Genomic DNA, 26,994 nt, shown 5'->3' with positions numbered 1-26,994 from the left:
GGATTCTTCATGGCGGTGAAGCGGGGGTTCTGGGGGAACCTGAAGCGTGATCTGGAAGCGCCGGTGGCGGCGCGGGGGTTCGGGACGGGCTGGTTTTCCGGGTTTTTTGCGATCCTGCTGGCAGTTATCGGACTGTGCTTTGTCGCAGCGCTGCGCTGGCCTGCGATGTTCTCGATGCCTGAACTGGCGGCGGTGCGTGACTGGAGCGGGTTCCGGCCGCTGGTCCACGTCACGCTGCTCGGCTCTTACGCCCTGGCACTGGTCAGCCTGATGCTGCGTCCGCGCAAGGTGCTGGGGTCGACGGCGCTGATGATGGCACTCACTGCGACGATCCTCGGCGGTGCAGCAGTGCAACCGCACGAGACGCATGACTGGGGCATATTCTTTGGCGTTGATTTCTTTGCGGTGAACATGCTCGCCACAGGGCTGATGTTCGCCCCGATCGAGCGGATCTGGCCACGCCGGCCTGACCAGCGGCTGTTCCGTATCGAATGGCGCGAAGACCTGTTCTACTTCCTCGTCAGCTCGATGATGGTGCAGGTCATCACCTTTCTTGCACTCGCCCCTTCAAGCTACGTCAACGCGCGCTTCGAATGGCTCGACGCTACGCGTGCAGCCGTAGGGTCGCTGCCGTGGGTGGTGCAGTTCGCGCTGGCAATGGTGCTGACCGACATTGCCCAGTACTGGTTCCACCGACTGTTCCACACCGTGCCGTTCCTGTGGGGCTTCCACGCGGTGCATCACAGCGCGAAGGCGATGGACTGGCTGGCCGGAGCGCGGATGCACTTCGTCGAGATCGTCGCCCTGCGCGGCATAACCTCGCTGCCGCTGCTGACGCTGGGCTTCGCGCCATCGGTGATGCAGGCCTATGTCGGGATGGTCTATATCTATGCCTCGCTGGTCCATGCCAACGTACGCGGGGACTTCGACCGGCTCGGCAAGTTCCTCGTCACGCCGCGCTTCCACCATTGGCACCATGCGATCGAACCAGAGGCGATCGACAAGAACTTCGCGATCCATTTTCCGCTGCTTGACCGGTTGTTCGGCACCTATCACTTTCCCGAAGGACGCTGGCCCACCGGATATGGCGTGCCCGAGAGCGTACCGCAGGGATACCTTGCGCAATTCAAGTATCCTTTCGTGCGCAAGGCGGGCTGAAAACCATGGCTCGCCGTTCCGACCACAGCCGCGCCGAACTGCGCGAGATCATCATCGCCACCGGCCATCGTCACATGGAAGAAGTTGGTTTTGCGCACTTCTCCGCCCGCGAGGTTGCCAAGCGGATCGGATATTCGATCGGCACGATCTATAATGTGTTCGGCAGCTACGACAGCCTGATCCTGGCGATCAACGGACGCACGCTGGCCCTTTGGCGCGATCATCTCGAGCGACGGCTGGCGGAAAGCGCTGACGGGGCGGACAGGCTGCGGCGGGCGATTGCGGCCTACTTCGAGTTTGCCGCCGGGCATCGCCACGCATGGGCCGCGATCTATGATTTCCGCCTGCCTGAGGACACGGCCCCGCCCGAAGGCTACCAGCAACAGGTGCGGGCGATCTTCGAGATCGTGATTGCCGAGGTGCGCGTCGCCTTGCCGGAGGACCGGCAGGGTGAAGCTGAGGCCTTGACCCGATCGTTGCTTGCCACTGTCCATGGTCATTGCGTTTTTGCGATGAACGGCACTTTCGCGATGCTTGGCGAAGGGGCGCCGGTCGAAGCGGCGTTGCAGCGGGTACAGGATGCGGTTGGCTCTTCTGGCACTTGCTGAGGGTTGCGTAGCAACACCGCGACCACTGGCCTCATTTTATCGTCAATGCGAGCGGTGCGAAGCAATCCAGAGCGCCGTGTTTCACGCTGTGGATTGCTTCGTCGCTTCGCTCCTCGCAATGACGAAGATGCATGGGGCGAAGGTGTGCCTGCAATCGGCACATGCCTCCTTTTCTCACCCGAACCGTTGACAGCAATGATCCGGAACCTGACTGTCACAGGACTGTAACGCGGGATGCGCAATGGCTCTGGTGATGTCAGGGGAAGTTTCATTGCAGGTCGAGGGCCTGCCACCGGTGCAGGAGCGGTTCTTCAATCGGGAGCTGAGCTGGCTGGCGTTCAATCGTCGGGTGCTGGCCGAAGCGGTCAACGCCGATTATCCGCTGCTGGAGCGGCTGCGCTTCCTTTCGATCAGCGGCAGCAACCTTGACGAGTTCATGATGGTGCGCGTGGCGGGGATAGCCGCGCAGGTTCGCCGCCAGATCGACGAGCTTTCGATCGACGGGCAGACCCCGCAGCAACAGCTGGGTGCGCTGCTGGAAGCGGTCAAGGACCTGATCGACACCCAGCAGGACGTGTTGGCGGGTCTGAAGGATGCGCTATCCGAGGTGGACATTCGGCTGATCGACAACGATGTGCTGAACAAGGGCGAGGCCGAGTGGCTGCGCGACTACTTCGAGGAGCATGTCCTTCCGGTTCTGACGCCACAGGCGATCGACCCGGCGCACCCATTCCCGTTCATCGCCAACCAGGGCACCGGCATCCTGTTCCAGTTGCAGCGCAGTGCCGACGGTGCGGCGGTGACCGAGATGATCCTGATACCGCCCGCGCTGCCCCGGTTCGTGCGGCTGCCGGGGCGCAAGGCTTCGTGGATCGGGATCGAGGAACTGGTCCGGCGTCATGCCACGGTGCTGTTCCCCGGATTCAGGATACTGGGCGACGGCACGTTCCGCGTGCTGCGCGACAGCGATATCGAGATCGAGGAAGATGCCGAGGATCTCGTGCGTTATTTCCGCACCGCGATCCAGCGGCGGCGGCGCGGCAAGGTCATCCTGCTGCACCTGCAGGAGAATTTCGACGCCGATGCCGAGCGCCTGCTGCGCGAGCAGTTGCGGCTCGACCATGCGCTGGTGATCAAGAGCCGGGGGCTGCTGGCGATCAGCGGGCTTTCGGCGGTGGTCGAGGAGGACCGGCAGGACCTCAAGTTCGATCCCTACAACCCGCGTTATCCCGAGCGCATTCTCGAGCATGACGGTGACTGCTTTGCCGCGATCCGCGAAAAGGATCTGGTGATCCATCACCCTTACGAGAGCTTCGAGGTGGTGATTGATTTCCTGCGGCAGGCGGCGGCAGATCCCGATGTCGTGGCGATCAAGCAGACGCTCTATCGCGCGGGCAAGCAGTCTGCGGTGATCGCGGCGCTGATCACGGCGGCAGAGGCTGGCAAGTCGGTTACGGCAGTGGTGGAACTGAAGGCGCGCTTCGACGAGGAGCAGAACCTGATGTGGGCCGCACAGCTGGAACGCGCGGGCGTGCAGGTGATCTACGGCTTCGTTGACTGGAAAACCCACGCCAAGGTGAGCATGGTGGTGCGGCGCGAGGCCCAGGTCGGCGGGGGCAGCGGCTATCGCACCTACTGCCACTTCGGCACCGGCAACTATCATCCGGTGACCGCGCGCATCTATACCGACCTTTCGTTCTTCACCGCCGATCCGCGCATGGGGCGCGATGCGGGGCAGTTGTTCAATTTCGTGACGGGCTATGTCGAGCCCAAGCACACCGAACTGCTGGCGATCAGCCCGATCAACCTGCGCGAGAAGCTCTACGAGTGCATCGATCGCGAGGTGATGCTGGCGAAGAAGGGGCGGCCCGCGATGATCTGGGCCAAGCTCAACCAGCTGACCGACCCGGACCTGATCGACCGGCTCTATCTGGCGAGCAGGGCAGGAGTGGAAATCCGGCTGGTGGTGCGCGGGATCTGCTGCCTCAAGCCCGGCGTCGAGGGGTTGTCGGAGACGATCGAGGTCAAGTCGATCATCGGACGCTTCCTCGAGCACAGCCGCATCTGGGCGTTCGGCAATGGCGGCAGGCTGCCGAACAAGCGGGCCCGCGTGTTTATCTCCTCGGCCGACGGGATGAGCCGCAACATGGGGCGGCGCGTGGAAGTGCTGGTGCCGGTGAAGAACCCGACGGTGCACGACCAGATTCTCGATCAGGTGATGCTCGCCAACCTGCTCGACACCGAGCAGAGCTGGGAGCTGGGACCGGATGGCGAGTACGAGCGGTTCGAGAAGGGCAACCCCTCGTTCAACCTGCACGGCTACTTCATGACCAACCCGTCGCTTTCCGGGCGCGGGGCAGCGCTTTCCCGGGGACGAAAAGTTCCCAAGCTTGCGTTGCGGCGCGGTGCGGCTAACCGTGGCTGAGTGAACACACCGCAGACAATCTATGCCTGGGCGCAATCGCGCGCGATCATCGACATCGGCTCCAACACGGTGCGGCTGGTGGTCTATGGCGGTCCGCCGCGTGCGCCCGTCACGTTGCTGAACGAGAAGGTGACGGCCAAGCTCGGCAAGCACGTGGCCGAGACGGGCAAGCTTTCGGATAAGGCGGTGGCCTCGGTGCTGGCAGCGCTGCGGCGCTACAAGGCGCTGCTCGATCTTGCCGGCGTGCCGCGTGTCGACGTGGTGGCGACGGCGGCGGCGCGCGATGCCAGCAACGGGCGCGAATTCCTTGAACAGATCCGCCAGATCGGCTTCGAGCCGCGCCTGCTTTCGGGCGTGGAGGAAGCTGAGACGAGTGCGACGGGCGTGCTCGGCGCGTTTCCGGAGGCTTCGGGGATCGTCGGGGATCTGGGCGGAGGCAGCCTTGAACTGGTCGACGTTGCCGATGGCGGCACCAGCCATGGCGTCAGCCTGCCGCTGGGGTCGCTGCGGCTCCCCGCCTTGCGCGCCAAGGGCGACCGGGTGTTCGTGCGCGAGATCGGGCGGATGCTGGCCAAGGCCGATTGGGTGGCAGAGCCCGGGGTGACGCTCTACCTCGTCGGCGGATCGATGCGTGCGCTGGCGCGGGCGATGATGGTGCGGCTGGACTGGCCGCTGGAGGATACGCACGGCTTCGCGCTCGATGCGGCCGAAGCGCTGAAGCTGGCGCGGTTGCTGGCGCGGCGGGGGCAGGCGTTGAAGCCGGTCGAGGGCGTTTCGACGAGCCGGCTTGCCAGCATTCCCGACGCGGCAGCGCTGCTGGCGGTGCTTCTGCAGCGGCTCGAGCCGGGGCGGGTGGTGTTCTCGTCCTGGGGCCTGCGCGAGGGGGTGCTGTTCGGATCGCTCTCGCACGAGGCGCAGCGGGAAGACCCGCTGCTGGCGGGCGTCATGGCGTTCGTGGCGCCGCTGGCGGTGGACGAGGCGCTGGTTTCGGCGGCGGTGCGGTGGATGGTAGACGCCGTGCCCTTTGCCGGGACGCCTGCGGGGCGCGCTGCTCTGGCGCTGTGCCTTGCGGCGGGGCGGGTCGAGCCCAACCTGCGGCGCGATCTGCCGCGCGACTGGGGCTTGCGCAAGCGCTGGGTCGGCGTGGACAACGCAGGCCGTGCCATGCTGGCGGCGGCGCTGCGGGCGAGCGTGGGCAAGGGCGAAGGCGATGCGCAGTGGACACGGCTGGCGCCGGCTGAGCACCTCGCCGAGGCGCGCGCGGTGGGGCTTGCCGCAAGGCTGTGCCGCCGCTTGAGCGCGGGATCGCTGGCGGTGATCGAGGCGACGCGGCTCGAGGCGCAAGGCGGCGCTTTGCGCGTTGCCGGCAGAGTGCCGGGGCTTGTCGGCGAGGGATCGTCGCGCGATCTCAAGGAGCTTGCGCAGCATCTTGCGCAATTTGCGGGGTGATGGTGGGCCCGGCAGGACTTGAACCCGCGACCTAGCCGTTATGAGCGGCCAGCTCTAACCAACTGAGCTACAGGCCCATCGCGGCCCCCGCTACAAGGGCGGCGCGCGCTTTGCAAGATCGGGATGCCGAGTGCGGATCAGACCTCTGCCGCTGTGATGATCTCTCGCACGCAGGTGGGGCGCACGCTGTTGTGGGCGAGATAGGCGAAGATGCCGCGCCACCAGTCATAGAACCGGTCTAGATCATCCTCGCTGCGGACATAGGGCGTGAGGCCGGGGCGCAGAGAGGGACTGTGGAATGAAAACACCAGCAACGGCAGCCGGTCTTCGAGCGCCATGTCGATGCCGGTGAGGGCCTCGTCGAGCGTGACGCCCTCCGGGGTCAGCGGGATGCGGTCGAGCAGGCGGAGGCGGGCAAGCGCACCGCGCAGCCGTGGTACGCGCCACATCGCCGGATAGAGCGCCGGGCCGTAATTGCGAAGGGTGCCGGCAAAGACCGTGGTCAGCGGCATTTCCATCAGCCCGTTCCTGCGGTCGATCCACCATGGGTGCAAGGGATGGTCGCGGAAATTGGGGCCGCCGGTCGAACTGTAGTCGAAGCGCGAGCGGACCGACGTATCGATGCCGATCGCGCATTCCGACAGTATTTCGGCGGTGTTGGGACCGACGCCATAGCGACCGGCACGGTAGATCGTCAGGCCGACGCCGAAGGCTTGTTCGATCGTGTCGCGCAGCTTGCGGAACTTGGCACGTTCCAGCTCGCGCGGCAGGTTGCCCGCGAAGCTGTTGTGGACGTTGACGACCTCGTCGTGCGGGGGGCTGACCCAGGGGTGAAGCTGAACACCAATCTCGGCGCGACCTGCGTTGACCGCATCCCTGAGCACTTCGGCTGCGCGCGGATCGCTGGCAACGGGGAAATCGACGAGATAGATCGGGATGACGCCGAGGCCTTCGCAGAACTGCTGGAACTTGGCGAGGCGCGGCAGGTGATCGAGGCCGTGACTGGTGCGGTCGAGAGGCTTGGTCCAGTCGAACTCTTCCTCGGTATCGACCGTCACGACGAAGCGCGTGCCGAAATCCGGCGCGAACCGGACGAAGTCGTCCGGGCCGGGTTGGCGCAGAATGCAGGGCACAGAGGAAGTGGACTCGCTCATCCCTCGCTCACCCGGCGTAGGGGCTGGACTTCACCGGCAAGCGGCAGTTCGGCGACGAAGCGGACGCCTTCGCGGCGCAGGGAACCGCCGCCAGCCTCGAATTCGGCGCGAGCGAGGCGCAGGGCAAAGCCGTTGCCGAGCATGGCCGATGCGGCGAGCGATCCACCGCCCATCGGCGCATCGGGCGCGAACAGGGCTGTGTCGTCCAGCTGGGCGAGCGAAGCGGGCAGGGTGATGGCAAGCGAGGCCGTGGTGGCGGTTGCCTCCAGCGAGATGGTGATGCGCTCGCCCGGGGCGACGCTGGTGGCGACGACCGAAAGCAGGCGCCAGACCGTGCGTTCGATCTCGTCTGCGGCAAAACTGACAGGAACCTGCTGGGGCGGCATGGCAACGGCAAGGCGGACGTTGCGCGCGGCAAGCACTGGGGAAACCTGTTCGACAAGACGCGCGACGATGGCTGCGGCGTCGGCCTCGCCCGTGTCGATGGACAGGGCATGGCTTTCGAGTTTCACCAGCCTTTCGATCTCTTCGAACCCGGCGAGCATCTGGGCGGCATCGGCGGCGATGCTGGCGGCCATCGCTCGGTATTGGTGCGGAGTTGCGCCGAACACCTGAGACTGGATCATCTCGGCAAAGCCCTGGATGGCGTTGATCGGGGTGCGCAGTTCATGGAGGAGCTGGCGCAGGCGATCGGCTTCTGCCGCCGCTGCAGGTTCTGCAAGCGGTTCGACCGGAACAGCGGCGAACTCGCTGGCGGCGCGACGCAGGCGCAGGAGGTAGCCGGTGAAGCGACCGCCATCGCGGGCGAACAGCGGCGTGCCATCGGCCTGCCAGATCCCGGCGACGAAGTCTGCGCCTTCGATCGATAGCACGCCGGAATCGATGGGCTGGCGGTGGCGGAAGGCGTCGGCCATCGGCTGGTCGCAGTGGACGGCAGCTGTGGTGTCGGCGCTGAACAGGCGGCTTCCGACGAGCATGCCCGGCGGGTCGATCGAGGCGTGAACCACTGTGCCATCCGCATCGGTGCGCAAGTCGATCGACAGGGGCGCCTTGCGCGGCGGGAGTTGTTCCTCGCCGAAGGGCAGAAGCGGGGCGACGCCATCGGCGCGCGGGATCGTGGGCGTTGCGGCCTGACGTTCGTCGCGCTTGCGGCGGAAGGCCTCGATCCGGCGGACAATGGCACCAATGCCGTCGTCCGGTGAGAGCGCGGCGTTGGGCTGAAGTCCTACAGGCTCGGGTGCAGAGAGCTCAGGTGCGAGGGCCACGGTCGGCGGGGTGTCCGCAACGGGCGCGGGTTCCGTTGCGACCGGCTTGCCGAACGGGGCGGGCGCAGGTGCCGCTGATTCCACCGAGACAGCTTCAGGCGCGGCAGAGGGCAAGACAATGGAACCTGCTGCGGGCTCGGGCAAGAGGAAGTCGTTGACCCCGAGGCGTGACAGCAGGGCGCGCACGCGATCGCTCAGGTCACTGCGATGGCGGACGAAGCCGCGCGCTTGCGTGGGCAGGCGCGGGATCAGGGCGAGCCAATCGTCTTCTGCCAGACGGGCGGCTGCTACGGCAGCGGATGCCGTGCGCGGGCCTTGTTGGGCAAAATGATAGACAAGGACTGGCGAGCGATGCGCAAGCGAACGTAGGACACTGGCGCACCCTTCGTCATCCAGCATGGTGCAGAGCGCATCGATGCGTTGCAGCGCGCCAGCGTGCTGGGCATTCCATGCCGCAAGCGGCACAGGACCGAGCAGATCGACCAGCTGACGCAATTGCGTGGCAGCTGCCGTCTTGCCGGCCACGTTGGTACGCAGCACGGTCTCAAGGCGGTCATCGACGATCATCAGGGCTCCGCGTGAGGAAATCGAGACAGGACAGCGCGAGGCTCCGACGAGTTGAATATGGACAACGCTTTAGCCTACCGAAGGCTAACAAATCGTACCCCTTCAAGGAAGGGAACTATCCACTGCGTTGCAATGTGGGACGATTGCGATATGAAACAATAAAATTATCCCGGACCATGGATTTTGTGCGGAAAGTTGCGATTCTCGCTTCTTTCCGCAAGGCCCGGACCGGGTTTAGCGAAACGGACGAAAATACAGCATGGCAACCCTTGATGGTATCGACCGGCGCCTCCTTGCCGAATTGCAGGCGGAAGGGCGCGTCACCAATGTCGAACTGGCCCAGCGTGTCGGGCTGACAGCGCCGCCATGCCTGCGCCGCGTCCGGGCGCTGGAAGATGCGGGTGTGATCAGGGGCTATCATGCCGATCTGGACGCTTCGAAACTGGGCTTTGCGATCACCGTATTCGCGCTCGTCAGCCTGAAGAGCCAGGCCGAGGAATCGCTCCGCCAGTTCGAGGACCATATGCGCACGCTGCCCGAAGTGCGCGAGTGCCACATGCTGAACGGCGAGATCGACTTCATCCTGAAGATCGTCAGCCGTGATCTGCAGAGCTTCCAGGAGTTCCTCACCAGCAAGCTGACGCCTGCGCCCAACGTGGCGAGCGTGAAGACTTCGCTGACGATTCGCACGGCCAAGCAGGTGCCAGGGGTGCCGCTGGAGGATTGAGGTTCGGGGGAGGGGCCGGTGCCTATCCCGCTGCGACCAACTTCACTGCGTGCAGTAAGTCTCGCGGCCCTCCCGCCTGCGGGAGGGCGAGTTCTCGCACTTCCGTCACATACCCTCTCCCGCAAGCGGGAGGGGGTGGGCATTGAACGTCAGTCCGCCGAACCTGCCGCCCGCTCATGGTGGCGGATCACTTCCTGGATGATGAAGCGCAGGAACTTTTCGGAGAATTCGGGGTCAAGCTTGGCGTCTTCCGCCAACTTGCGCAGGCGGCTGATCTGGCGTTCCTCGCGGCCGGGGTCCGAGGCTGGCAGTTTGTTCGCGGCCTTGTATGCACCGACTGCCTGCGTGATGCGGAAGCGTTCGGCGAGGATGTGGATCATTGCTGCATCGATGTTGTCGATGGACTGGCGATAGCCTGCCAGAACCGGATCTTCGCTCATCAATCTACCCCGTCCAAATCTCGCCCATAGGTCTATCGCCGCCGCTACAGTGCAAGTTGCATCTTGCCAAGCGCCCGCCTTGTCGCCAAGCGGTCAAGCCGATGACTGCGACCGTCCACCCCCTGCCGCGCAAGGCCGAACCTTCGCTCACGCCGATGATGGCCCTCGTTGCCGAAGGCATGAACAGCGTCAACGCCGTGATCCTCGACCGGATGCAATCGCGCATCCCGCTGATCCCGACGCTGGCGGGGCACCTGATCGCGGGTGGCGGCAAGCGCATGCGCCCGATGCTGACTTTGGCGAGCGCTTCGTTGCTGGGATACGGTGGCAGCCGCCATTACAAGCTGGCGGCGGCGGTGGAGTTCATCCACACCGCGACCCTGCTGCACGACGATGTGGTCGATGGATCCGACATGCGGCGCGGCAAGAAGACTGCGAACATCGTCTATGGCAACCCGGCAACGGTGCTTGTCGGCGATTTCCTGTTCAGCCGCAGCTTCGAACTGATGGTCGAGGACGGCTCGCTCAAGGTGCTGCGCATCCTGTCGAACGCATCGGCGGTGATCTCTGAAGGTGAGGTCGACCAGTTGGTGGCGCAGCGGCAGATCGAGACGACCGAGGAAATGTACCTCGACATCATCGCAGCCAAGACTGCGGCATTGTTCTCGGCCGCCTGCCGGATTGCGGCGGTGGTGGCCGAGCGTTCCGAAGCCGATGAAATGGCGCTTGATTCTTACGGCCGCAACCTTGGCATCGCGTTTCAGCTGGCCGACGACGCCATCGACTACGATTCGGACGCCGCCGAGATGGGCAAGGATCAGGGCGACGATTTCCGCGAGGGCAAGATGACCCTGCCGGTGATCCTGGCCTATGCCCGCGGCGACGAGGACGAGCGCCGGTTCTGGCAGGATGCCATCGCCGGAGACCGTTCATCGGATGCGGACCTCGCCCATGCCATCGCCTTGATCCGCCGCCACGATGCCGTGAATGCCACGCGCGAACGGGCGCGGATGTATGCGCAGCGCGCCATCGATGCGATTTCCGGCTTTCCGGCAAGCGCGGCCAAGTCCGCGATGACCGAAGCTGCACTGTTTGCGGTGGCCCGCCGCTTCTGATCCAACCGGAGAATACCTGATGCAGCATCGCCGTCTTGGTCGATCGGCCGTCGTCGTTTCGGAAATCTGCATGGGGACGATGACCTTCGGGAGTCAGGTGGACGAGGCGGATGCGATGCGCATTCTCGACCGCAGTTTCGATGCCGGGATCAACTTCTTCGATACGGCCGAGGGCTATCCGGTGCCGCCCGATGCGAAGTGGGTGGGGCGCACCGAGGAGATCGTCGGCAAGTGGCTCAAGACCAAGCCGCGCGACGCCATCATTCTGGCAACCAAGGTTTCCGGCCCGAGCCATGTGTGGTTCCGCTCGCCTTGCCGCAACGGCATGACTGCCCTCGACCGGCGCAATATCGAGACGGCAATCGACGCCAGCCTGACCAAGCTCGGCACCGACTACATCGATCTCTACCAGACCCACTGGCCAGATCATGACACGCCCTATGACGAGACAATGGAAGTGCTCGACGAACTGGTTCGCGCGGGCAAGGTGCGGATCACCGGCTGCTCGAACGAGACAAGCTGGGGCCTGATGAAGAGCCTCGCCGCCGCCGAGAAGCTCGGCACGGTGCGCTACCAGACGATCCAGAACAACTTCAGCCTCAACAATCGCCGCTTCGAGGACGAACTGGCGCAGGTCTGCCGCAAGGAAGGGGTGAGCCTGATCCCCTATTCGCCGATTGCGGGCGGGGTGCTTTCGGGCAAGTACAGCGGCGGTGCACGGCCGGAAGGCGCGCGGTTCTCGCGCTATCTCGCCATGGAAGGGCGGCAGGCGCAGATGGGCAAGCGGTTCGTGAACGAGCGCTCCATCGCTGCGACCGAGCGGTTCATGGCCATTGCCGCCGAAGCGGGGCTCGATCCGGTGACGATGGCGGTTGCATGGTCAAAGCAGCATGACTTCGTCGCTTCGACCATTGTCGGCGTGAGCAGGGAAGAGCACGTCGAGCCCATTCTTGCCGCAGCAGATCTTGTACTGTCCGACGAGGTGATGAAGGCCATCGACAAGGTCAGCCGCGAGATTCGCTACCCGATGGGGTGATTACTTGCGGCGCCCGAACCTGCGCCACAGCCAGTAGCAGCTGCCGCCGCAGACCGCGCCGATGCCGAGCACAATGGCACCGATCATCGCGCCGCTGAAAAGCAGGCCGGTGGTCAGCGCCACGACAAATTCGAGAGTGCTCTTCATCTCATGTGGCCTTAGCAGTCCTGCACCTCGTGAACCATGAACGTTCTGTAAGTGTCTACGTTTCCCGCACCGTTGCCTTGCGCAGGCAAAGGCCGTTAAGGCGCGATTCGTGAGCGACTTGCCGATACATGCCGTCCTGCCCGACTTGCTGGCCGCGCTTCGCGACCGGAAGAGCGCGGTGCTGATCGCGCCGCCGGGGGCAGGCAAGACGACCGCTGTCGCGCCATCGTTGCTGAACCAGCCTTGGTGCACAGGGCAGGTGATCGTGTTGTCCCCCCGTCGTGTAGCGGCACGTGCCGCGGCCGAGCGGATGGCGGAACTGATTGGCGAAGAGGCCGGGCAGACCATCGGCTATGTCACCCGCCTGGATGCGAAACGCTCTGCCAAGACACGGGTGCTGGTGGTGACCGAGGCGATCTTCGTTTCGACCATTCTCAACGATCCCGAACTGCAGGGCGTATCTGCCGTGCTGTTCGACGAGGCGCACGAGCGGCATCTCGACAGCGATCTCGGCCTGGCGCTGGCGGTGGAAGCACAGGGTGTACTGCGCGAGGATCTGCGCATCGTGGTGATGTCAGCCACGATCGATGGATCGCGTTTTGCCGCGCTGCTGGGTGATGCGCCCGTGGTGGAGAGCGAGGGCAAGGCACATTCCTTGACGGTCAAGTGGCTGGGCGCGCGGCCTGACGTGAAGATCGAGGCGGCGATGGCCTCGGCGATCCAGACGGCATGGCGTGAGGAGACGGGGGACATCCTCGCCTTCCTGCCCGGCGTGGCGCAGATCGAGCGGACGGCGGACCTGCTGGCCGGGCGCTTGCCGCAGGCGCTGGTCCTGCCGCTGCATGGGCAGGTCGAACCGGTGGGCCAGCGTGCGGCGATCCGGCGTGATCCACAAGGGCGCCGCAGGATTGTGCTGGCGACGAGCATTGCCGAAACCTCTTTGACGCTGGATGGCGTTTCCGTGGTGGTCGACGCAGGGCTTTCGCGGCGGGCTGAGTTCGACAAGGCAGCTGGCGTTACGCGGCTGGTAACAACGCGGGCAAGTCAGGCCTCGGCGGCGCAGCGGGCGGGGCGCGCAGCGCGGCAGGGGCCGGGGGTGGCCTATCGGCTGTGGGAAGAGGCAGCGCATGCGGGGCGGCCCGCGTTCGATCCGCCGGAGGTGGTGACAAGCGACCTATCGCCGCTGGCGTTGACGCTGGCGCAGTGGGGCGCGGGCGATCCGGCGGCGATGGCCTGGCTCGATCCGCCACCGGCTGCTGCGATGGCTGCAGCGCGGGCGAGCTTGCAGGCATTGCGTGCGCTTGATCACGAAGACCGGATCAGCGCACACGGTCGGGCAATGGCGAGGCTGCCGATGGAGCCGGCGCTGGCGCACATGCTGCTTTTTGCAGCCGAGCGTGGGCAGGCGGAGCAGGCAGCACGGCTGGCGCTGCTGCTGCAGGAGCGGGGGCTTGGCGGGCGCGGCGAAGATCTGGCTCGGCGGCTGGATCGCTGGGCGGGCGAGCGAGGGAGTCGGGCGGAAGGCTCGCGCAAGTTGGCCGCGCGATGGGCGCAGATGGCGTTGAAGCTGGTGGTGCGCGGGAAAATACCTGAGGTGCCGCTGGCCGTGTTGCTGGCCGAGGCTTTCCCCGACCGGATCGCACGAGCGCGCGGGGCTTCGGGGGAGGAGTGGCTTTCGTCTGGTGGGCGAGGCTATCGGCTCGATCCGGCATCGCCGCTGGCGACGGCGAAGTGGCTGGTAATCGGGGATGCGCAGGGTGAGGCCAAGGGCGCGCGGATCACGGCGGCGATTGCGCTGGAGGATGAAGAAGTTACGCGCCATCTTTCGCACCGGATCGAGGAGCGGCACTCGCTGGCCTGGAATGCGAGCGAGGGGCGCGTGGAGGCGCGGCTTGAGCGCAGATTGGGGGCGATCGTTCTGGCGCGGGTGCCTGATCCCAAACCTGATCCGGATGCGGTGAGAGCGAAGCTGATCGAGGTGGTGCGCGAGGGCGGGTTAGGCCTCTTGCCTCTGGGCGATTCTGCGAAGGCGCTGATTGTGCGGGCTGGATATGCGGGGCTTGCGGCTCTCTCGGAAAGTGCGTTGCTGGAATCGCTGGAGGAGTGGCTCGGGCCGCTGCTGGGCGGCAGGCGCGATCTGGAGATCGGTGCGGGACGCCTGCACGAAGCCTTGCTGAACCTGCTGGACTGGAACGAGCGGCAGACGCTCGACCGGTTGGCTCCTGCCGAATTCCGTTCGCCCGCCGGGACCGGCCATGCCATCGATTATGGCCATGAGGGTGGGCCTTGCGTGGAACTGAGGGTGCAGGCCCTGTTCGGGCTGGAGAAGCACCCCTGCGTGGGGCAGCCGCCGAGGTCGCTGCTACTGAGCCTTACCAGTCCCGGCGGCAAGCCCATACAGACCACGGCAGACCTGCCCGGTTTCTGGCGCGGATCGTGGCGCGATGTGGTGAAGGACATGAAGGGTCGCTATCCCAAGCACCGCTGGCCAGACGAGCCTTGGGCCGAGGACCCCAGTCTCAAGACCAAGAATGCATTCAACGCGCAAAAGGGACGCGCCTGACGCGAATGCGGACTTGATTTGCAGCGCGATTCGCCCGAAAGCGCGGCCCATGTCAGCACGCATCTATCAGCGCCCGAAGAATGCCATGCAGTCCGGCAAGGCCCGGACCAGCGACTGGCTCCTGGAATTCGAACCTGCCGAAGCCAAGCGCCCCGATCCGCTGATGGGCTGGGCAGGCTCTGGTGACACGCAGCAGCAGGTCGTGCTCGCTTTCGAGAGCGAGACTGACGCGAAGGCCTATGCCGACCGCTATGGCATCGAAGCGCGCGTGATCCCGACGCCGCCGCGCAAGCTGAAGCTGCAGAGCTACGCGGATAATTTCAGGTAAGTTTGAATGGGCAGGGCTGGACAAGCCCCCGCTTCCTCTCCATATGCCGCGCCGGGAGTCGGTCGGACGCTTGCGTCCGCCAACCTGGTCAGGTCCGGAAGGAAGCAGCCACAACGGGTTGCGGCGGGTCGGCCGGCTCCTTTTTACCCCTCAGTTGCGGCCTTCATGCGTGAGCGCGCCTCGTTGCGCTTGCCCGTGGCGGGAATGAGCCCGGCAACCTTGCCGAGGCCGAAGGGCGGCATGTTGCCGTAGATCGTCTCATAGGCTCCGGTCGAGACCGCGTAGGTTTCGTGGAAGATGCCGACGGTGCCATCGCTGCCCACGGCCTTGTTGAAAGCTGTCCATGCTGGCCAGTGCTTCTGTTCGCGATCGCGGGCATAGGCTTCGAGACTGTCGAAATCGCGCCAGTACTGCATCAGCACGATCGTCCGCAGATCGCGGAGCATGGTTTCGGTGCCGAGGAAGCCGCTCTGCGGATTGCGGGCCAGTTCCGCGAGCATCGGACCCATCGCGCGGGCGACGGGGAGCCATTTGCCGACCTTGTGAAAGTGGTTGATGCGCATGCCGATGACAAAAACCACCAGCGAGTGATCAAAATCGGCAGTCAGGCGACCGGGAAGGACTGTGCTCATGTCAGCAAGGTTGCATTATGCAACTTATGAGTCAATCCACCGTTTCGGCCTTCCCGGGCATTCGACAATCGCGTTGCGAGCGCTTACCTAAGGTGATGATGGCCGATTCCACCGACATGTTTGGCGATCCTCCGCAAGAGGAGGAGAACAAGCCTTCCGCTGCCGATCTTGAGGCGGCGGGACAGGCATTGATGTTCGGTGATCCAGCACCGGCTGCAGCGCCGCCTGCACCTGTCGAGGTCGTTCGCGAAACTGCTCCACCGCCACCGGTTGCGCCCGCAGCTGCTTCCACTGCGCAGCCCTACCGTGTGCTGGCGCGCAAGTACCGCTCACAGACCTTTGCCGAACTGATCGGGCAGGACGCGATGGTGCAGACGCTGGCCAACGCGATCAAGCGTGACCGGTTGGCCCACGCATTCCTGATGACCGGGGTGCGCGGGGTGGGCAAAACCTCGACCGCACGCCTGATCGCGAAGGCGCTCAACTGCATCGGCCCGGACGGGCAGGGCGGGCCGACGATCGATCCGTGCGGCGTGTGCGAGCCGTGCCGCGCGATTGCCGAGGGCCGCCACATTGACGTGATCGAGATGGACGCGGCCTCGAACACCGGTGTCGACGACGTGCGCGAGATCATCGAGGCGGTGCGCTATGCGGCGGTATCTGCGCGCTACAAGATCTACATCGTAGACGAAGTTCACATGCTCTCGCGCAATGCTTTCAATGCGTTGCTCAAGACTCTTGAGGAACCGCCTGCGCATGTGAAGTTCCTATTCGCGACGACCGAGGTGGACAAGCTGCCGGTGACGGTGCTGTCGCGCTGCCAGCGGTTCGACCTGAAGCGCATCCCGGCGCCGCTGCTCGCCAGCCACTTCGCGATGATCTGCGAGAAGGAAGGCGTCGAGGCCGAAGCCGAAGCGCTTTCGATGGTTGCTGCTGCTGCCGAGGGATCAGTGCGTGATGGCCTGTCGATCCTGGATCAGGCGATCAGCCACGCCGACCTGGTTGGCAGCGAGGACGGCAAGACGCGGGTCACCGCCGAGCAGGTCCGGCAGATGCTGGGCCTGGCCGACAAGACCATGCAGCGCCGCCTGCTTGAGGCCGTGCTTTCGGGCAAGGGCGATGTGGTCCTGTCGGAAGTGGCGCAACAGTACGCGCTGGGGATCGAGCCGATCGCGATGATGCGCGCGCAGATGGACGTGGTCCATCGTGTGACGGTGACGCAGATCGGTGGGGTCGGGCCGGACATCCGCTCGACCGAGGAGCGCGAGGCGCTTGAGGCCTGGGCCAAGGCGCTTTCGGCGGGGCAGTTGCACCGGCTGTGGCAACTGCTGCTCAAGGGCTACGAGGAAGTGAAGACCGCGCCCGATCCGCTGGTGGCGGCACAGATGGCGCTGCTGCGAGTGATGCACGCGGCCGACATGCCCGATCCGGGCGGGTTGGTGAAGAAGCTGGAAGAGATTGCCTCTCGCCCGGCGATTGCTGCGCCTGCAGCAGACGGTGGCGCGGGTGTGGCTCCGGTGACGCAGGCATCCGCGCCTGTCGCGGCAGGCGTGGACTGGGTGGGGCTGGTCGAGCAGGTCGAGCATGTCTCGCCGCTCGTCGGAGCGACGATGCGGCTTGGCGTGCGGGTGGTTGAACTGCGGCAGGGCTTGCTGCGTTATCAACTGGCTCCGGGCTTGCCGGGAGACCCGGCTGCGGATATTCGCCGCGCGCTCAACCACGTGACGGGCGAGAACTGGATTGTCGAGCGCGGCGAGGGTGATGCCCTGCCGAGCCTCGAGGAAGCCAAGGCGGCCAAGGCTGCCGAGGCCGAGGCCGCGATGCGGCAGGACCCGATGGTCAAGGCCGCGATGGAAGCCTTTCCGGGCGCGGTGATCGTGGATGAAGACAGCTCGCGAGAGCACGAGAAGAGACCCTGGAGCAAACGCGCATGAAGTCGATGGAAGAGATGATCCAGGCCGCCCAGAAGGCGGCGCAGACCATCCAGAAGCAGATGGAGGACGCGCAGGCGACGCTCGACAACATCGAGGTCGAGGGTGCGGCCGGCGGCGGTCTCGTGAGGATCCGCGCTTCGGCCAAAGGCCGTGTGATCGGCGTGGCAATTGACGACAGCCTGCTTGCGCCTTCGGAAAAGGGCATTCTGGAAGATCTCGTCGCGGCCGCTTTCAACGATGCGCGGGGCAAGGCCGATGCGGCAGCTGCCGAGGAAATGCAGAAGGTGCAGATGGCGGCGGGTATCCCGCCGGGCTTCAAGCTTCCGTTCTGAGAGGGAACGAGGCGGGCTGGCCGCGACCCGCGGGGAACGGGTTGCGGCAGCACGAGTTGGGGGGCATTGGGATATGGACGCGTAGACGGCCGTTTCGGCCAATGTACCTGACGGGAATGACCATTTGAGCGTTACCTTGCTTGCCAGCGCAGCCCTGCTTGCCGTGCCCGGAATGGTGCTAGCGGAGCCTGACGCGAGCGCGCAGCCCCAGCAGGATTCGGTGGCGCAGGATGCGGCGACTGCACCGGATGCGCCGATCCCGCAGCAGGTCCCGGAACAGCAGCCTTCCGCGCCAATCGTACTTCCCCAACCCGCTTTCGGTGCTGCGCCGGAGAACCCGCCGCCGTCGCTCGACCAGATCGAACAGGAGCAAGGCACGATCGTCGTTTCCGGCGAGCGTTCGACCAAGCAGGACCCGATGCAGGCCGTGAACCAGGCAAGCTACGACGCGGTTCAGGCGGTGGACGACGCTGTGATCGCGCCGGTCGCGAGGGTCTATGAAAAGGGCGTGCCGCGCCCGGTGCGGATGGGCTTGCGCAATTTCCTGCGCAACCTGACCGAACCGATCGTCGCGCTCAACTTCCTGCTGCAACTGAAGCCGGGGAAGGCCGCCGAGACAGTTGGGCGCTTTGCGGTCAACTCCACCGTCGGCGTGGGCGGCCTGATCGACGTGGCGAAGAACAAGCCGTTCAACCTGCCGTACCGGCGCAACGGCTTTGCCTATACCATGGGGTATTATGGCATCGGACCGGGGCCCTACATGTTCCTGCCGCTGGTTGGGCCAACGACTTTGCGCGACGTGATCGGTCTGGGCCTTGACCGTTTTCTGCTGCCGTTTGCGGTGGGCGGCCCGTTGCGGCATCCAGGCTATGTCTATGGCAGCTTCGTGATCCGCTCGCTCGACGAGCGCGTGATGAACGATGAACTGTTCAAGCGAATCCGTGAGGAATCCAACCCTTACGCAAGCTATCGCGAGCTCTATCTGAAGTCGCGACAGGCTGAGATCGATGCACTGAAGGGCAAGGCCGACTTCCAGAAAGAAGGTTCGATCAAGTTGCCGGCACTGACGCCGACGCCGCCTCCTGCGATGCCGCCTGCGCCGCCCGTCAGCGAAACTGCACCGGTCGCGCCGCCTCCACTGGTTTTCGTGTCGGAGCCGGTGGTGCAGCCTTTGCCGGTTGGCCGCTAAACTCCGTCAGCTCTCAAGCAAAAGCGAGTAGTCGCGCAGGACTTCCCAGGCTTTGCCGGGGGACAGCATCAGCTGCTCGTCGCTTTCAAGCCCGGCGAGACGGCGCATCATCTGGGCGACGGTCGAGGCGTTGCCAGTGCTCATGCCGTAAGTTGATATGAGCACTTCGGGGTTGTGCGAAAGGGTATTCTCGAACAGCAGGTCTACGTTCTGTGGCTGAAAGCCGAAGCCGAGAAAGACGAGACGCTTGGCGCTGGCGACCGCGAGGCGGATGTCGCGCAGGGCGTTGCGGTCCGCGCCGCGCTCGTTGAGCGACTTCAGCTGCGCGGCGATGGCGTGGATGTTCCATGGCTGCTCGACACCCCATTCGGCCAGCGGCGCTTCGCCATTCTGCCATGGCAGGCGACCGATCGCTCCGTGCGGGTGCACGATGTCAAGCTTGTCGGCGATGACCTGCTGGGCTTCCTTGAGGTCGATCCCGTAGGCCATGACCAGCGCATAGGGCAGGAAATGTTCGACCGAGCGGTCGTAGTTGAAATTGACGATGGTGATCTGCTCGAGCGTCTGGCCGATGCGGGTGCGGGGCACGCCCGAGGTGATCAGCTGGCCGAGCTGGTAGATCCAGTATTCGGCGATCTTGCCCTGCAACGGCAGTTCGCCCGGAACGCGTGGTGCGTCCTTGAGGTTGCTGCGCGCCTCGGCCTGACCCATGAAGAAGGAGATGGCGAGTTTGCCACAGGCCATGACCAGTGGATCGTGGTCATACTGTTCGAGCACGGTGTCGATCGAGCGGCCAAGGCGGCAGGCATTGCGCAGCCGCTCGGCAGCGGCGGCGACTTCCTCGACCTTCTTGTTGTGCCGCTCGGCCAGCTTGTAGATGTTGCGCAGGAGGAGCTGGCCATCGCGGGTGGATGTGTCAGAAGCGGTGCGCTTGAAATCGTAGCCCTGGATGATCCGCGCCAGCAGTTCCGCATTTGAAGGGAACTGCAGTTCGGCGCTCGCACCTGCGCCGATGATCAGCGTTGTTCGTGTGCGCAGCATCCCCGGTGGCAATCCTTCCAGTCCTGCCACCCCAATGCGCAATTATACCTAACATCCGGTTTACGAATGGCAGACCTGTTGGTGTACGTTTACGTGCCCGAAGGCATGATCCACAGCCCTTGTGTGCAAAACCATTGCGGCAGGCGCGCTCGGTCCCCATATCCCGGGAAAGCGTCGGGCGGCGTGCCCGGCAGGACGGAAACGAAGTGCCCATGAATCTCTATCCCCTGCTTCCCCTTCGCGACATTGTCGTGTTCCCCGGCATGGTCGTGCCGCTGTTCGTCGGTCGTGAAAAATCGGTGGCGGCGCTCGAAGCGGCCATGGCTGGCGACAAGGATATCTTCCTGCTCGCCCAGCTTGATCCGGGCTGCGACGATCCCGATCGCGACGATCTTTACGATACAGGCGTGATTGCGAGCGTGCTGCAGTTGCTGAAGCTGCCCGACGGCACGGTGCGCGTGCTGGTTGAAGGGCGCGAGCGGGCAGAGCTGAAGAACCTGCGCGAGGAAACCACCTCGCATGGCGCCATGCTGGTGGCGCAGGTCGAGCCGCAGGAACCCGCCATCGTCGAGAGCACCGAAATCTCCGCGATGATGCGTTCGGTGGTCGATCAGTTCGCCGAGTATGCCAAGCTTTCAAAAAAGCTGCCGCAGGATGCCGGCGGCCAGCTCGGTGATATCGAGGACGCGGGCAAGCTAGCGGATTCGGTGGCGGCGAACCTTGCGGCAAAGGTGGCCGACAAGCAGGCCGTGCTGTCTGAATCCGATCCGATGAAGCGGCTCGAAATGGTGCTTTCCTTCATGGAAGGCGAGCTTGGCGTGCTGCAGGTGGAGCGCAAGATCCGTGGCCGCGTGAAGCGCCAGATGGAAAAGACGCAGCGCGAATACTACCTGAACGAGCAGCTCAAGGCGATCCAGTCTGAGCTGGGCGGTGGCGATGGCGAGGAAGCCAACGAAATCGCCGAGCTTCAGGAGAAGATCGAAAAGCTCAAGCTTTCCAAGGAAGCCAAGGCCAAGGCGCAGACCGAGCTGAAGAAGCTCAAGACGATGCAGCCGATGAGCGCCGAGGCGACTGTCATCCGGAATTACCTCGACGTGCTGCTGGGGCTTCCATGGGGCAAGCGCAGCAAGCTCAAGCGCGATATTCCGGCAGCGCAGGCGGTGCTGGATGCCGATCACTATGCGCTCGACAAGGTCAAAGACCGGATCATCGAGTATCTGGCAGTGCAGGCGCGCACCAACAAACTGAAGGGACCGATCCTGTGCCTCGTCGGCCCTCCGGGCGTCGGCAAGACCTCGCTCGGCAAGTCGATCGCCAAGGCGACCGGGCGCCAGTTCGTGCGCCAGTCGCTGGGCGGCGTGCGCGACGAGGCCGAGATTCGCGGTCACCGCCGCACCTACATCGGCTCGTTGCCGGGCAAGATCGTGACCAATCTGAAGAAGGCTGGCACGGCCAACCCGCTGTTCCTGCTGGACGAGATCGACAAGCTTGGTCAGGATTTCCGCGGCGATCCGGCATCGGCACTGCTCGAAGTGCTCGATCCTGAACAGAACGCCAAGTTCCAGGATCACTATCTGGAACTGGACTTCGATCTCTCGGACGTGATGTTCGTCTGCACCGCGAACAGCCTCAACCTGCCGCAGCCGCTGCTTGATCGCATGGAGATCATCCGGCTCGAGGGTTACACCGAAGACGAAAAGGTCGAGATTGCCGAGCGTCATCTGATCGCCAAGCAGGTGGAAGCGCACGGCCTCAAGAAGGGTGAGTTCACGCTCGAGACCGAGGCTCTGCGCGACCTGATCCGCTACTACACCCGCGAGGCTGGCGTGCGAACGCTGGAGCGTGAAGTGGCGCGTCTGGCTCGCAAGTCGCTGCGCCAGATCCTCGAAGGCAAGACCAAGAGCGTGACGATCACGCCCGAGAATCTTGCCGACTTCGCTGGCGTCAGGAAGTTCCGCCATGGCGTTTCGGACGAGGAGAACCAGGTCGGTGCGGTCACCGGCCTTGCCTGGACCGAAGTTGGCGGCGAACTGCTGACGATCGAAAGCGTGACGGTGCCGGGCAAGGGTGCAGTCAAGACGACTGGCAAGCTGGGCGAAGTGATGAGCGAGAGCGTCCAGATGGCGTTCAGCTTCGTCAAGGCGCGCAGCCCGGCCTATGGCATCCGGCCCTCGATATTCAACCGCAAGGACTTGCACATCCACCTTCCCGAAGGCGCGGTGCCCAAGGACGGACCGAGCGCAGGCATCGGCATGGTCACGGCCATGGTTTCGACACTCACCGGCATTCCGGTTCGTGCGGACGTTGCCATGACCGGCGAAGTGACCCTACGCGGGCGCGTGCTGGCGATCGGTGGCTTGAAGGAAAAGCTGCTCGCGGCGCTGCGCGGTGGCATCAAGACGGTGCTGATCCCGGAAGAGAATCGCAAGGACCTTGCCGAGATCCCCGCGAACATAAAGGAAGGGCTGGAAATCCTGCCAGTTGCGCACGTCGACGAAGTGTTGGCGCGGGCTCTGACCAGTATTCCCCAACCGATTGAATGGACCGAGGCTGATGATCTGGCCTCGCAACCTGCAGCGACTGCGCCGGGACAGCCCCAGACGCCCACAGCGCACTGATCGGACAACTGCTAGACCGGGGGCGAGCGCAGGATTATTGCGCTCGCCCCCGTTGTTTTTGAATGCGGTCGGTTGTTTCACCGCAAATAGGGCGTTCTGCCGCTTTAACCTTTGACAGGTGATTGTTTCTGGGCTTCTTTTCGCGTCATCCGCAAAGCGACTCAATTTCAATCAACCCGAGACAAAAAGACTAGGGGGTTCCGCAATGAACAAGAACGATCTGATCGGCGCCGTCGCCGACGTCAGTGGCCTGTCGAAGGGCGATGCGACCAAGGCTGTGGAAGCCGTCTTCGAATCGATCTCCGGTGCGCTGGCTCAGGGCGAGGAAGTGCGCCTGGTCGGTTTTGGCACTTTCTCTGTGGCCAAGCGCAAGGCTTCCACGGGTCGCAATCCACGGACCGGTGAACCCATGTCGATCAAGGCTTCGGCTCAGCCCAAGTTCAAGGCTGGCAAGGGCCTGAAGGACGCAGTCAACTGATCATTCACTGAAGGGGCGCAAGCCCTGACAGCTAGAAGCCGCGCTCGTCTTTGAGACAGGCGCGGCTTTTCTTATGGATTGATCCGCACGAGCGCTGTGGGTGCGTCCTTGGTGCGCGCGTTGACCATCCACTGCAGCATCTTTCCCGAGGCTCCTGCGGCTGGGCCTTCGTCGGTGTTGTTGGCGAGGATCTCGCCGTCGGTGGTCAGCACGAGCGTACCGTCCAGCACCGGCATGCCATCACCCCCGGCCTTCTGGCTTTTCTCGTCAGCGGCCATCGCAGCCATGCCCATGAAGGGGGAGTTCCCGGCACCTCCTGTGAAAGCGGGAGCATCGATGCGCACGCTGCCATCGGCGCGGCGGATCATGGTCACGAAAGGCATGACCATCGGCAGCTTCTCGACCGTGGGGAAGCTGAAATCGTGGGTCAGCTTGCCGGTGATCGCGTATTCCACCTCGAAGCGTCCGTCGCCCTTGTCGATGACCGACTTCCACCCTTTCTGGCGGCGCAGGCGCTCTGCGAACTCCTGCGCGGCGCGCGGATCGGAAGGATCGATACCGCCCAGCATGGCCTTGGCCATCTGTTCGTCGGACTTCTTCTTCTCTTCGGCAGCACTCTTCTGCTGCGCGACTGTGTCTTCCCATTCCTTGCGCTGCGTGGCGATCTCATCGGACGTGCAAGCGCGCTCCTCACCAGTTTCGTCGCTGTAGCAGGTGGAAGGCTCGAACGTTGCCGTGTCGATCTTTCGGTCGCGCTCCTCGGCGGCGAGCTTGGACAGGGCGAGCACGTGAATCTCGCCCTTATAGGTGAAGCTGAAGGTCCCGTCCTTGCGCAGATCTATGGCCGAGGCGAACTTGCCCGGGAGGAGGAGGCAGCCTGCGAGCAGCAGCGTCGCCAGTCCGACTGCTGCCAATGCCAAGGAACGCCGCATCTGCCCCTCCTATGCTGGTCTGCCTATCCCTCGCGCGTTGCCACCGCATAGAGCGCGATGGCCGCTGCGTTGGACACGTTAAGGCTTTCAATGGCCGAGGCAATGGGCAGGCGCGCGATCGAATCGCAATGCTGTGCGACATTGTGGCGCAGGCCTTCGCCCTCGGCGCCGAGCACAAGCGCAACCGGACCAGCGGGCAGGGCTGAGGGGAAGACAGCCTTGCCATCGCCATCAAGACCGATGCGCCAATAGCCTTCTTCGCTCATCCGCTCGAGCGCGCGCGACAAGTTCACCACGCGCACCCATGGCACGATCTCGAGCGCGCCAGATGCGGACTTGGCAAGCACGCCCGATTCGGGCGGCGCGTGGCGGTCCTGGGTGACGAGGGCCGCCACGCCGAACGCAGCACAGGAACGCAGGATCGCGCCGACGTTGTGCGGATCGGTAACCGAATCGAGAATCACGATGGTGCGGCCATCGGCTTCGTCGAGAATGTCGTCGAGAACGACGTCGTCCAGCGGAGCGCAATCGAGCACAAGGCCCTGATGCGGGGCGTCGCGGGCAACGAGTCGGCCAAGGTCTGCGGCCTGCGCATATTCCACGGGCAGGCTGGCGGGCAGTTCTGCGTCGTGCGCGTCGAGCATTTCCTGGATCGCCTCGCGCGTGCCCCACAGCTTCTTCGCATCGCGGTTGGGATTGGTAAGCGCCGCTTCCACGGCGTGGCGCCCCCACAAGCGGATTGAGCCCGCGCTGCCGCGGCCCGAACCGCGCCCGCCCTTGTTGCGACCGGCGCGACCGCGCAGGGCGCGGCCTTTGGGTTGATCGTCGTGACGGGGCATGAGGCACCTTTTCTGCAAGCGTGTTGATAAATTTCGTGCCGCGCATGCCAGCCTGCCCATTGACAGGCAAGTCTCGCTTCGCCAAAGGGGCCGCCTCTCGGCCGGACGGTCTCTTCGGGGACCATCAAAATCGGCTTTCCTTTTGGGGAAATCCGGCACCGGCAGCACTGGTGTGGACAGGTGGCCGAGTGGTTAAAGGCAGCAGACTGTAAATCTGCCCGCGCAAGCGTACGCTAGTTCGAATCTAGCCCTGTCCACCACCGCTGCTTCTTCCCCAAGGGCAAGAGTGCCCCCTTAATCGGCCGGTTAAGATTCTCGTTGCATGTCCTGGGGGCCTGGGTCAGGGTTCCTGCATGACAACGATACGCATCCCCGTTTCGGGCGGGTTGACCATCGTGGCCGAAGAGCTTGGCGATCCTGCTGCGCCCACGGTGATTCTCGGCCATGGTGGCGGGCAGACCCGGCATAGCTGGGACCGGGCCGGACACGAACTGGCAGATGCCGGTTTCCATGTGATCAACTATGACCTGCTCGGTCATGGCGAAAGCGATTGGGAGCCTGAGGGCGATTACTCCTTTGACCGCCGCGCTAGCGACCTGGCAGCGGTGGCGGCACTGACACAGGGGCGTTTCGCCTTTGTCGGCGCATCGCTTGGCGGATTGTCCTCGATGGCGGCCGCATGCCACGGGGTTGTTCCCGATGCGCTGGTGCTGGTCGATGTCGTGGTGCAGATCTCGCAGACCGGCGTCGAACGGATAATCGGTTTCATGTCGGCCAATCCGCACGGCTTTGGCTCGTTGGAAGAGGTGGCGGACGCCATTTCGGCCTATTATCCCGATCGCCCCAGGCCGGCGCGTCTCGACGGTTTGCGCAAGAACCTGCGGGAAGGGCAGGACGGTCGCTTCTACTGGCATTGGGACCCGAAGTTCCTTGTCGGCGGTAAGCGTCATGCAGCGATAGATGAATTGCTCGAAGGGGCGGAGTGGCCCGGCCGTGTGCCGACCTTGCTTGTGCGTGGCATGAAGTCGGACATCGTCACGGAGGATGGCGTGGCCGATCTCGTCGGGCGCATTCCCCATCTTGAAGTGGCGGATATCGGCGGTGCCGGGCACATGGTGGCCGGTGACAAGAACGACCAGTTCAACGAGGCGGTGATCGATTTCCTGATGCGGGTGATGCCGCCTGCTGCAACGCTTGGCGGCTGAATCCGGCAACGCGGCTTGTCCCCGCGACAGCCAACGCCTAGATGGGGCCAATGTCCGGTGAAATTCTCGATAACCGTGGTCGCGGTACCGCCGGGTGGTCCTGGCCATCCATCCATCCCGAAGGGCGCAAGTTCGGCCTGATTTCTGCAGCGCTGAGCCTTGGCGCGGCGCTCATGGCATGGGAGACCATCGCCTGGCCGCTTGCGTTCCTGACTTTGGGCGTGCTCGCATTCTTCCGTGATCCGGTGCGAGTCACGCCGCGTGACGACAAGCTTGTGGTTTCGCCTGCCGACGGCCTGATCACCCTGATCCAGAAAGTGCCGCCGCCGCGCGAATTGTGCGCTGACGATGGTTCGGGCGTGCGCGGAATGAGCGATGAGCCGGTAACCCGTGTGTCGATCTTCATGTCGGTGTTTGACGTGCACATCAACCGGTCGCCGATTGCGGGGACGATCCGCCGGGTCGTCTACATCCCCGGCAAGTTCCTCAATGCCGATCTCGACAAGGCGAGCGAAGAGAACGAACGCCAGCATTTCCTCGTCGAACGTGGCGATGGCGTGCAGATCGGCTTCACGCAGATCGCGGGTCTTGTCGCGCGTCGCATCGTCCCCTTCGTTAAAGGTGGCGATATCGTTGCGGTCGGCCAGCGCGTGGGGCTGATCCGCTTCGGCAGCCGTGTTGACGTCTATCTGCCGGCGGGCACCGAACCCAAGGTCCTGATGGGCCAGAAGTGCGTTGCTGGCGAAACCATCCTTGCCGAAATAGGCGAAGCCCCGATGATCGAGGGTATCGGCCAGTGAAGTGGAGCCGGT

24 protein-coding genes, 2 tRNA genes and 1 other RNA gene are annotated in these 26,994 nt (G+C 64.3%); 18 read left to right on the top strand and 9 right to left on the bottom strand.

Annotation, left to right across the window (positions count from 1 at the left end):
* Nucleotides 1-9: 9 nt before the first annotated feature.
* The 4 genes from IQ25_RS13095 (at nt 10) to IQ25_RS13080 (ending at nt 5,640) form a co-directional block, all read left to right on the top strand.
* Nucleotides 10-1,158: a sterol desaturase family protein gene (locus IQ25_RS13095; protein WP_144906528.1), complete on the top strand. Its 1,149-nt coding sequence runs from the start codon at nt 10-12 to the stop codon at nt 1,156-1,158.
* Nucleotides 1,159-1,163: 5 nt separating this feature from the next.
* The gene (locus tag IQ25_RS13090) at nt 1,164-1,766 is read left to right on the top strand and encodes a TetR/AcrR family transcriptional regulator (protein WP_144906526.1); all 603 of its coding nucleotides are present in this window, start codon (nt 1,164-1,166) and stop codon (nt 1,764-1,766) included.
* A 253-nt stretch (nt 1,767-2,019) separates the two neighbouring features.
* The gene (locus IQ25_RS13085) at nt 2,020-4,191 is read left to right on the top strand and encodes an RNA degradosome polyphosphate kinase (protein WP_246415790.1); all 2,172 of its coding nucleotides are present in this window, start codon (nt 2,020-2,022) and stop codon (nt 4,189-4,191) included.
* Nucleotides 4,192-5,640, top strand: coding sequence for a Ppx/GppA family phosphatase (locus IQ25_RS13080; protein WP_258537031.1), 1,449 nt, complete (start codon nt 4,192-4,194; stop codon nt 5,638-5,640).
* On the opposite strand, the gene IQ25_RS13075 is transcribed toward IQ25_RS13080, so the two are convergent.
* The 3 genes from IQ25_RS13075 to IQ25_RS13065 form a co-directional block, all read right to left on the bottom strand.
* Nucleotides 5,641-5,717 (bottom strand) — tRNA-Ile (locus tag IQ25_RS13075). It abuts the gene before it with no gap.
* Between the two features lie 60 nt (nt 5,718-5,777).
* Nucleotides 5,778-6,794: a polysaccharide deacetylase family protein gene (locus tag IQ25_RS13070; RefSeq protein ID WP_144906522.1), complete on the bottom strand. Its 1,017-nt coding sequence runs from the start codon at nt 6,792-6,794 to the stop codon at nt 5,778-5,780.
* Entirely contained in the window at nt 6,791-8,626 is a 1,836-nt protein-coding gene (locus IQ25_RS13065) for a sensor histidine kinase (RefSeq protein WP_144906520.1), read from the bottom strand. The genes IQ25_RS13070 and IQ25_RS13065 overlap by 4 nt, the downstream gene beginning before the upstream one ends.
* A 259-nt stretch (nt 8,627-8,885) precedes the next feature.
* Between IQ25_RS13065 and IQ25_RS13060 the strand changes: the two genes are divergently transcribed.
* Entirely contained in the window at nt 8,886-9,353 is a 468-nt protein-coding gene (locus IQ25_RS13060; protein WP_144906518.1) for an Lrp/AsnC family transcriptional regulator, read from the top strand.
* A 149-nt stretch (nt 9,354-9,502) separates the two neighbouring features.
* On the opposite strand, the gene IQ25_RS13055 is transcribed toward IQ25_RS13060, so the two are convergent.
* Nucleotides 9,503-9,793, bottom strand: coding sequence for a chorismate mutase (locus tag IQ25_RS13055; RefSeq protein ID WP_144906517.1), 291 nt, complete (start codon nt 9,791-9,793; stop codon nt 9,503-9,505).
* A 101-nt stretch (nt 9,794-9,894) separates the two neighbouring features.
* Here IQ25_RS13055 and IQ25_RS13050 point away from each other — a divergent pair, with 101 nt between their 5' ends.
* Nucleotides 9,895-10,908, top strand: a complete 1,014-nt coding sequence (locus IQ25_RS13050) for a polyprenyl synthetase family protein (protein WP_144906515.1) — start codon at nt 9,895-9,897, stop codon at nt 10,906-10,908.
* Nucleotides 10,909-10,927: 19 nt separating this feature from the next.
* The gene (locus IQ25_RS13045; RefSeq protein WP_144906513.1) at nt 10,928-11,944 is read left to right on the top strand and encodes an aldo/keto reductase; all 1,017 of its coding nucleotides are present in this window, start codon (nt 10,928-10,930) and stop codon (nt 11,942-11,944) included.
* Here IQ25_RS13045 and IQ25_RS21035 read toward each other — a convergent pair whose 3' ends face one another.
* Nucleotides 11,945-12,091 carry a hypothetical protein gene (locus IQ25_RS21035; protein WP_158637745.1) on the bottom strand — a complete coding sequence of 49 codons (147 nt, stop codon included), beginning with the start codon at nt 12,089-12,091 and terminating at the stop codon, nt 11,945-11,947. It lies immediately after the preceding gene.
* Nucleotides 12,092-12,200: 109 nt separating this feature from the next.
* Here IQ25_RS21035 and hrpB point away from each other — a divergent pair, with 109 nt between their 5' ends.
* The 3 genes from hrpB (at nt 12,201) to ffs (ending at nt 15,128) form a co-directional block, all read left to right on the top strand.
* Nucleotides 12,201-14,654 carry an ATP-dependent helicase HrpB gene (gene hrpB / locus IQ25_RS13040; RefSeq protein ID WP_144906510.1) on the top strand — a complete coding sequence of 818 codons (2,454 nt, stop codon included), beginning with the start codon at nt 12,201-12,203 and terminating at the stop codon, nt 14,652-14,654.
* Between the two features lie 49 nt (nt 14,655-14,703).
* Complete coding sequence (locus IQ25_RS13035; RefSeq protein WP_144906508.1) at nt 14,704-14,982, top strand: ETC complex I subunit; 279 nt, start codon at nt 14,704-14,706, stop codon at nt 14,980-14,982.
* Between the two features lie 51 nt (nt 14,983-15,033).
* Nucleotides 15,034-15,128, top strand: an RNA gene (ffs, locus tag IQ25_RS13030) — signal recognition particle sRNA small type.
* On the opposite strand, the gene IQ25_RS13025 is transcribed toward ffs, so the two are convergent.
* Nucleotides 15,126-15,614, bottom strand: a complete 489-nt coding sequence (locus IQ25_RS13025) for a DUF4188 domain-containing protein (RefSeq protein WP_144906506.1) — start codon at nt 15,612-15,614, stop codon at nt 15,126-15,128. The two genes, ffs and IQ25_RS13025, sit on opposite strands and share 3 nt — an antisense overlap.
* 98 nt (nt 15,615-15,712) lie before the next feature.
* On the opposite strand from IQ25_RS13025, the gene IQ25_RS13020 reads away from it, so the two are divergent.
* The 3 genes from IQ25_RS13020 (at nt 15,713) to IQ25_RS13010 (ending at nt 19,069) form a co-directional block, all read left to right on the top strand.
* Nucleotides 15,713-17,548, top strand: coding sequence for a DNA polymerase III subunit gamma/tau (locus IQ25_RS13020; RefSeq protein ID WP_181447247.1), 1,836 nt, complete (start codon nt 15,713-15,715; stop codon nt 17,546-17,548).
* Nucleotides 17,545-17,880: a YbaB/EbfC family nucleoid-associated protein gene (locus IQ25_RS13015; RefSeq protein ID WP_144906502.1), complete on the top strand. Its 336-nt coding sequence runs from the start codon at nt 17,545-17,547 to the stop codon at nt 17,878-17,880. The genes IQ25_RS13020 and IQ25_RS13015 overlap by 4 nt, the downstream gene beginning before the upstream one ends.
* A gap of 124 nt (nt 17,881-18,004) precedes the next feature.
* Nucleotides 18,005-19,069 (top strand): MlaA family lipoprotein, encoded by a 1,065-nt coding sequence (locus IQ25_RS13010; protein WP_246415777.1) that lies wholly within the window; start codon nt 18,005-18,007, stop codon nt 19,067-19,069.
* Nucleotides 19,070-19,075: 6 nt separating this feature from the next.
* On the opposite strand, the gene IQ25_RS13005 is transcribed toward IQ25_RS13010, so the two are convergent.
* Nucleotides 19,076-20,110: a hypothetical protein gene (locus tag IQ25_RS13005; protein WP_144906500.1), complete on the bottom strand. Its 1,035-nt coding sequence runs from the start codon at nt 20,108-20,110 to the stop codon at nt 19,076-19,078.
* A 212-nt stretch (nt 20,111-20,322) separates the two neighbouring features.
* On the opposite strand from IQ25_RS13005, the gene lon reads away from it, so the two are divergent.
* Complete coding sequence (gene lon, locus IQ25_RS13000) at nt 20,323-22,728, top strand: endopeptidase La (protein WP_144906498.1); 2,406 nt, start codon at nt 20,323-20,325, stop codon at nt 22,726-22,728.
* Between the two features lie 205 nt (nt 22,729-22,933).
* Nucleotides 22,934-23,206, top strand: a complete 273-nt coding sequence (locus IQ25_RS12995; protein WP_144906496.1) for an HU family DNA-binding protein — start codon at nt 22,934-22,936, stop codon at nt 23,204-23,206.
* Nucleotides 23,207-23,277: 71 nt separating this feature from the next.
* Here IQ25_RS12995 and IQ25_RS12990 read toward each other — a convergent pair whose 3' ends face one another.
* Together IQ25_RS12990 and rlmB are read right to left on the bottom strand one after the other, a co-directional pair.
* The gene (locus IQ25_RS12990) at nt 23,278-24,138 is read right to left on the bottom strand and encodes a hypothetical protein (protein WP_144906494.1); all 861 of its coding nucleotides are present in this window, start codon (nt 24,136-24,138) and stop codon (nt 23,278-23,280) included.
* A 23-nt stretch (nt 24,139-24,161) separates the two neighbouring features.
* A complete protein-coding gene (gene rlmB / locus IQ25_RS12985) occupies nt 24,162-24,977 on the bottom strand; it encodes a 23S rRNA (guanosine(2251)-2'-O)-methyltransferase RlmB (protein WP_144906492.1) in 816 nt (271 codons plus the stop codon).
* A 174-nt stretch (nt 24,978-25,151) separates the two neighbouring features.
* Here rlmB and IQ25_RS12980 point away from each other — a divergent pair.
* The 3 genes from IQ25_RS12980 (at nt 25,152) to IQ25_RS12970 (ending at nt 26,982) form a co-directional block, all read left to right on the top strand.
* Nucleotides 25,152-25,237, top strand: a tRNA-Tyr gene (locus IQ25_RS12980).
* Nucleotides 25,238-25,330: 93 nt separating this feature from the next.
* Nucleotides 25,331-26,182, top strand: a complete 852-nt coding sequence (locus IQ25_RS12975) for an alpha/beta fold hydrolase (RefSeq protein WP_144906490.1) — start codon at nt 25,331-25,333, stop codon at nt 26,180-26,182.
* Nucleotides 26,183-26,232: 50 nt separating this feature from the next.
* Nucleotides 26,233-26,982 carry a phosphatidylserine decarboxylase gene (locus tag IQ25_RS12970; RefSeq protein WP_144906488.1) on the top strand — a complete coding sequence of 250 codons (750 nt, stop codon included), beginning with the start codon at nt 26,233-26,235 and terminating at the stop codon, nt 26,980-26,982.
* Nucleotides 26,983-26,994 lie beyond the last annotated feature (12 nt).

Source organism: Novosphingobium taihuense (genome assembly GCF_007830315.1).
Classification (GTDB): domain Bacteria; phylum Pseudomonadota; class Alphaproteobacteria; order Sphingomonadales; family Sphingomonadaceae; genus Novosphingobium; species Novosphingobium taihuense.
The sequence above is the reverse complement of the archived record's forward strand: the minus strand, read 5'-3'. Positions and strand labels throughout refer to the sequence as shown.

Bases quoted from the DNA above. Each gene is read 5' to 3' on its own strand.
- IQ25_RS13095 (WP_144906528.1), top strand. From the start codon at position 10: ATGGCGGTGAAGCGGGGGTTCTGGGGGAACCTGAAGCGTGATCTGGAA.
- IQ25_RS13090 (WP_144906526.1), top strand. From the start codon at position 1,164: ATGGCTCGCCGTTCCGACCACAGCCGCGCCGAACTGCGCGAGATCATC.
- IQ25_RS13085 (WP_246415790.1), top strand. From the start codon at position 2,020: ATGTCAGGGGAAGTTTCATTGCAGGTCGAGGGCCTGCCACCGGTGCAG.
- IQ25_RS13070 (WP_144906522.1), bottom strand. From the start codon at position 6,794: ATGAGCGAGTCCACTTCCTCTGTGCCCTGCATTCTGCGCCAACCCGGC.
- IQ25_RS13065 (WP_144906520.1), bottom strand. From the start codon at position 8,626: ATGATCGTCGATGACCGCCTTGAGACCGTGCTGCGTACCAACGTGGCC.
- IQ25_RS13060 (WP_144906518.1), top strand. From the start codon at position 8,886: ATGGCAACCCTTGATGGTATCGACCGGCGCCTCCTTGCCGAATTGCAG.
- IQ25_RS13055 (WP_144906517.1), bottom strand. From the start codon at position 9,793: ATGAGCGAAGATCCGGTTCTGGCAGGCTATCGCCAGTCCATCGACAAC.
- IQ25_RS13050 (WP_144906515.1), top strand. From the start codon at position 9,895: ATGACTGCGACCGTCCACCCCCTGCCGCGCAAGGCCGAACCTTCGCTC.
- IQ25_RS13045 (WP_144906513.1), top strand. From the start codon at position 10,928: ATGCAGCATCGCCGTCTTGGTCGATCGGCCGTCGTCGTTTCGGAAATC.
- IQ25_RS21035 (WP_158637745.1), bottom strand. From the start codon at position 12,091: ATGAAGAGCACTCTCGAATTTGTCGTGGCGCTGACCACCGGCCTGCTT.
- IQ25_RS13035 (WP_144906508.1), top strand. From the start codon at position 14,704: ATGTCAGCACGCATCTATCAGCGCCCGAAGAATGCCATGCAGTCCGGC.
- IQ25_RS13025 (WP_144906506.1), bottom strand. From the start codon at position 15,614: ATGAGCACAGTCCTTCCCGGTCGCCTGACTGCCGATTTTGATCACTCG.
- IQ25_RS13020 (WP_181447247.1), top strand. From the start codon at position 15,713: ATGGCCGATTCCACCGACATGTTTGGCGATCCTCCGCAAGAGGAGGAG.
- IQ25_RS13015 (WP_144906502.1), top strand. From the start codon at position 17,545: ATGAAGTCGATGGAAGAGATGATCCAGGCCGCCCAGAAGGCGGCGCAG.
- IQ25_RS13005 (WP_144906500.1), bottom strand. From the start codon at position 20,110: ATGCTGCGCACACGAACAACGCTGATCATCGGCGCAGGTGCGAGCGCC.
- lon (WP_144906498.1), top strand. From the start codon at position 20,323: ATGAATCTCTATCCCCTGCTTCCCCTTCGCGACATTGTCGTGTTCCCC.
- IQ25_RS12995 (WP_144906496.1), top strand. From the start codon at position 22,934: ATGAACAAGAACGATCTGATCGGCGCCGTCGCCGACGTCAGTGGCCTG.
- IQ25_RS12990 (WP_144906494.1), bottom strand. From the start codon at position 24,138: ATGCGGCGTTCCTTGGCATTGGCAGCAGTCGGACTGGCGACGCTGCTG.
- rlmB (WP_144906492.1), bottom strand. From the start codon at position 24,977: ATGCCCCGTCACGACGATCAACCCAAAGGCCGCGCCCTGCGCGGTCGC.
- IQ25_RS12975 (WP_144906490.1), top strand. From the start codon at position 25,331: ATGACAACGATACGCATCCCCGTTTCGGGCGGGTTGACCATCGTGGCC.
- IQ25_RS12970 (WP_144906488.1), top strand. From the start codon at position 26,233: ATGTCCGGTGAAATTCTCGATAACCGTGGTCGCGGTACCGCCGGGTGG.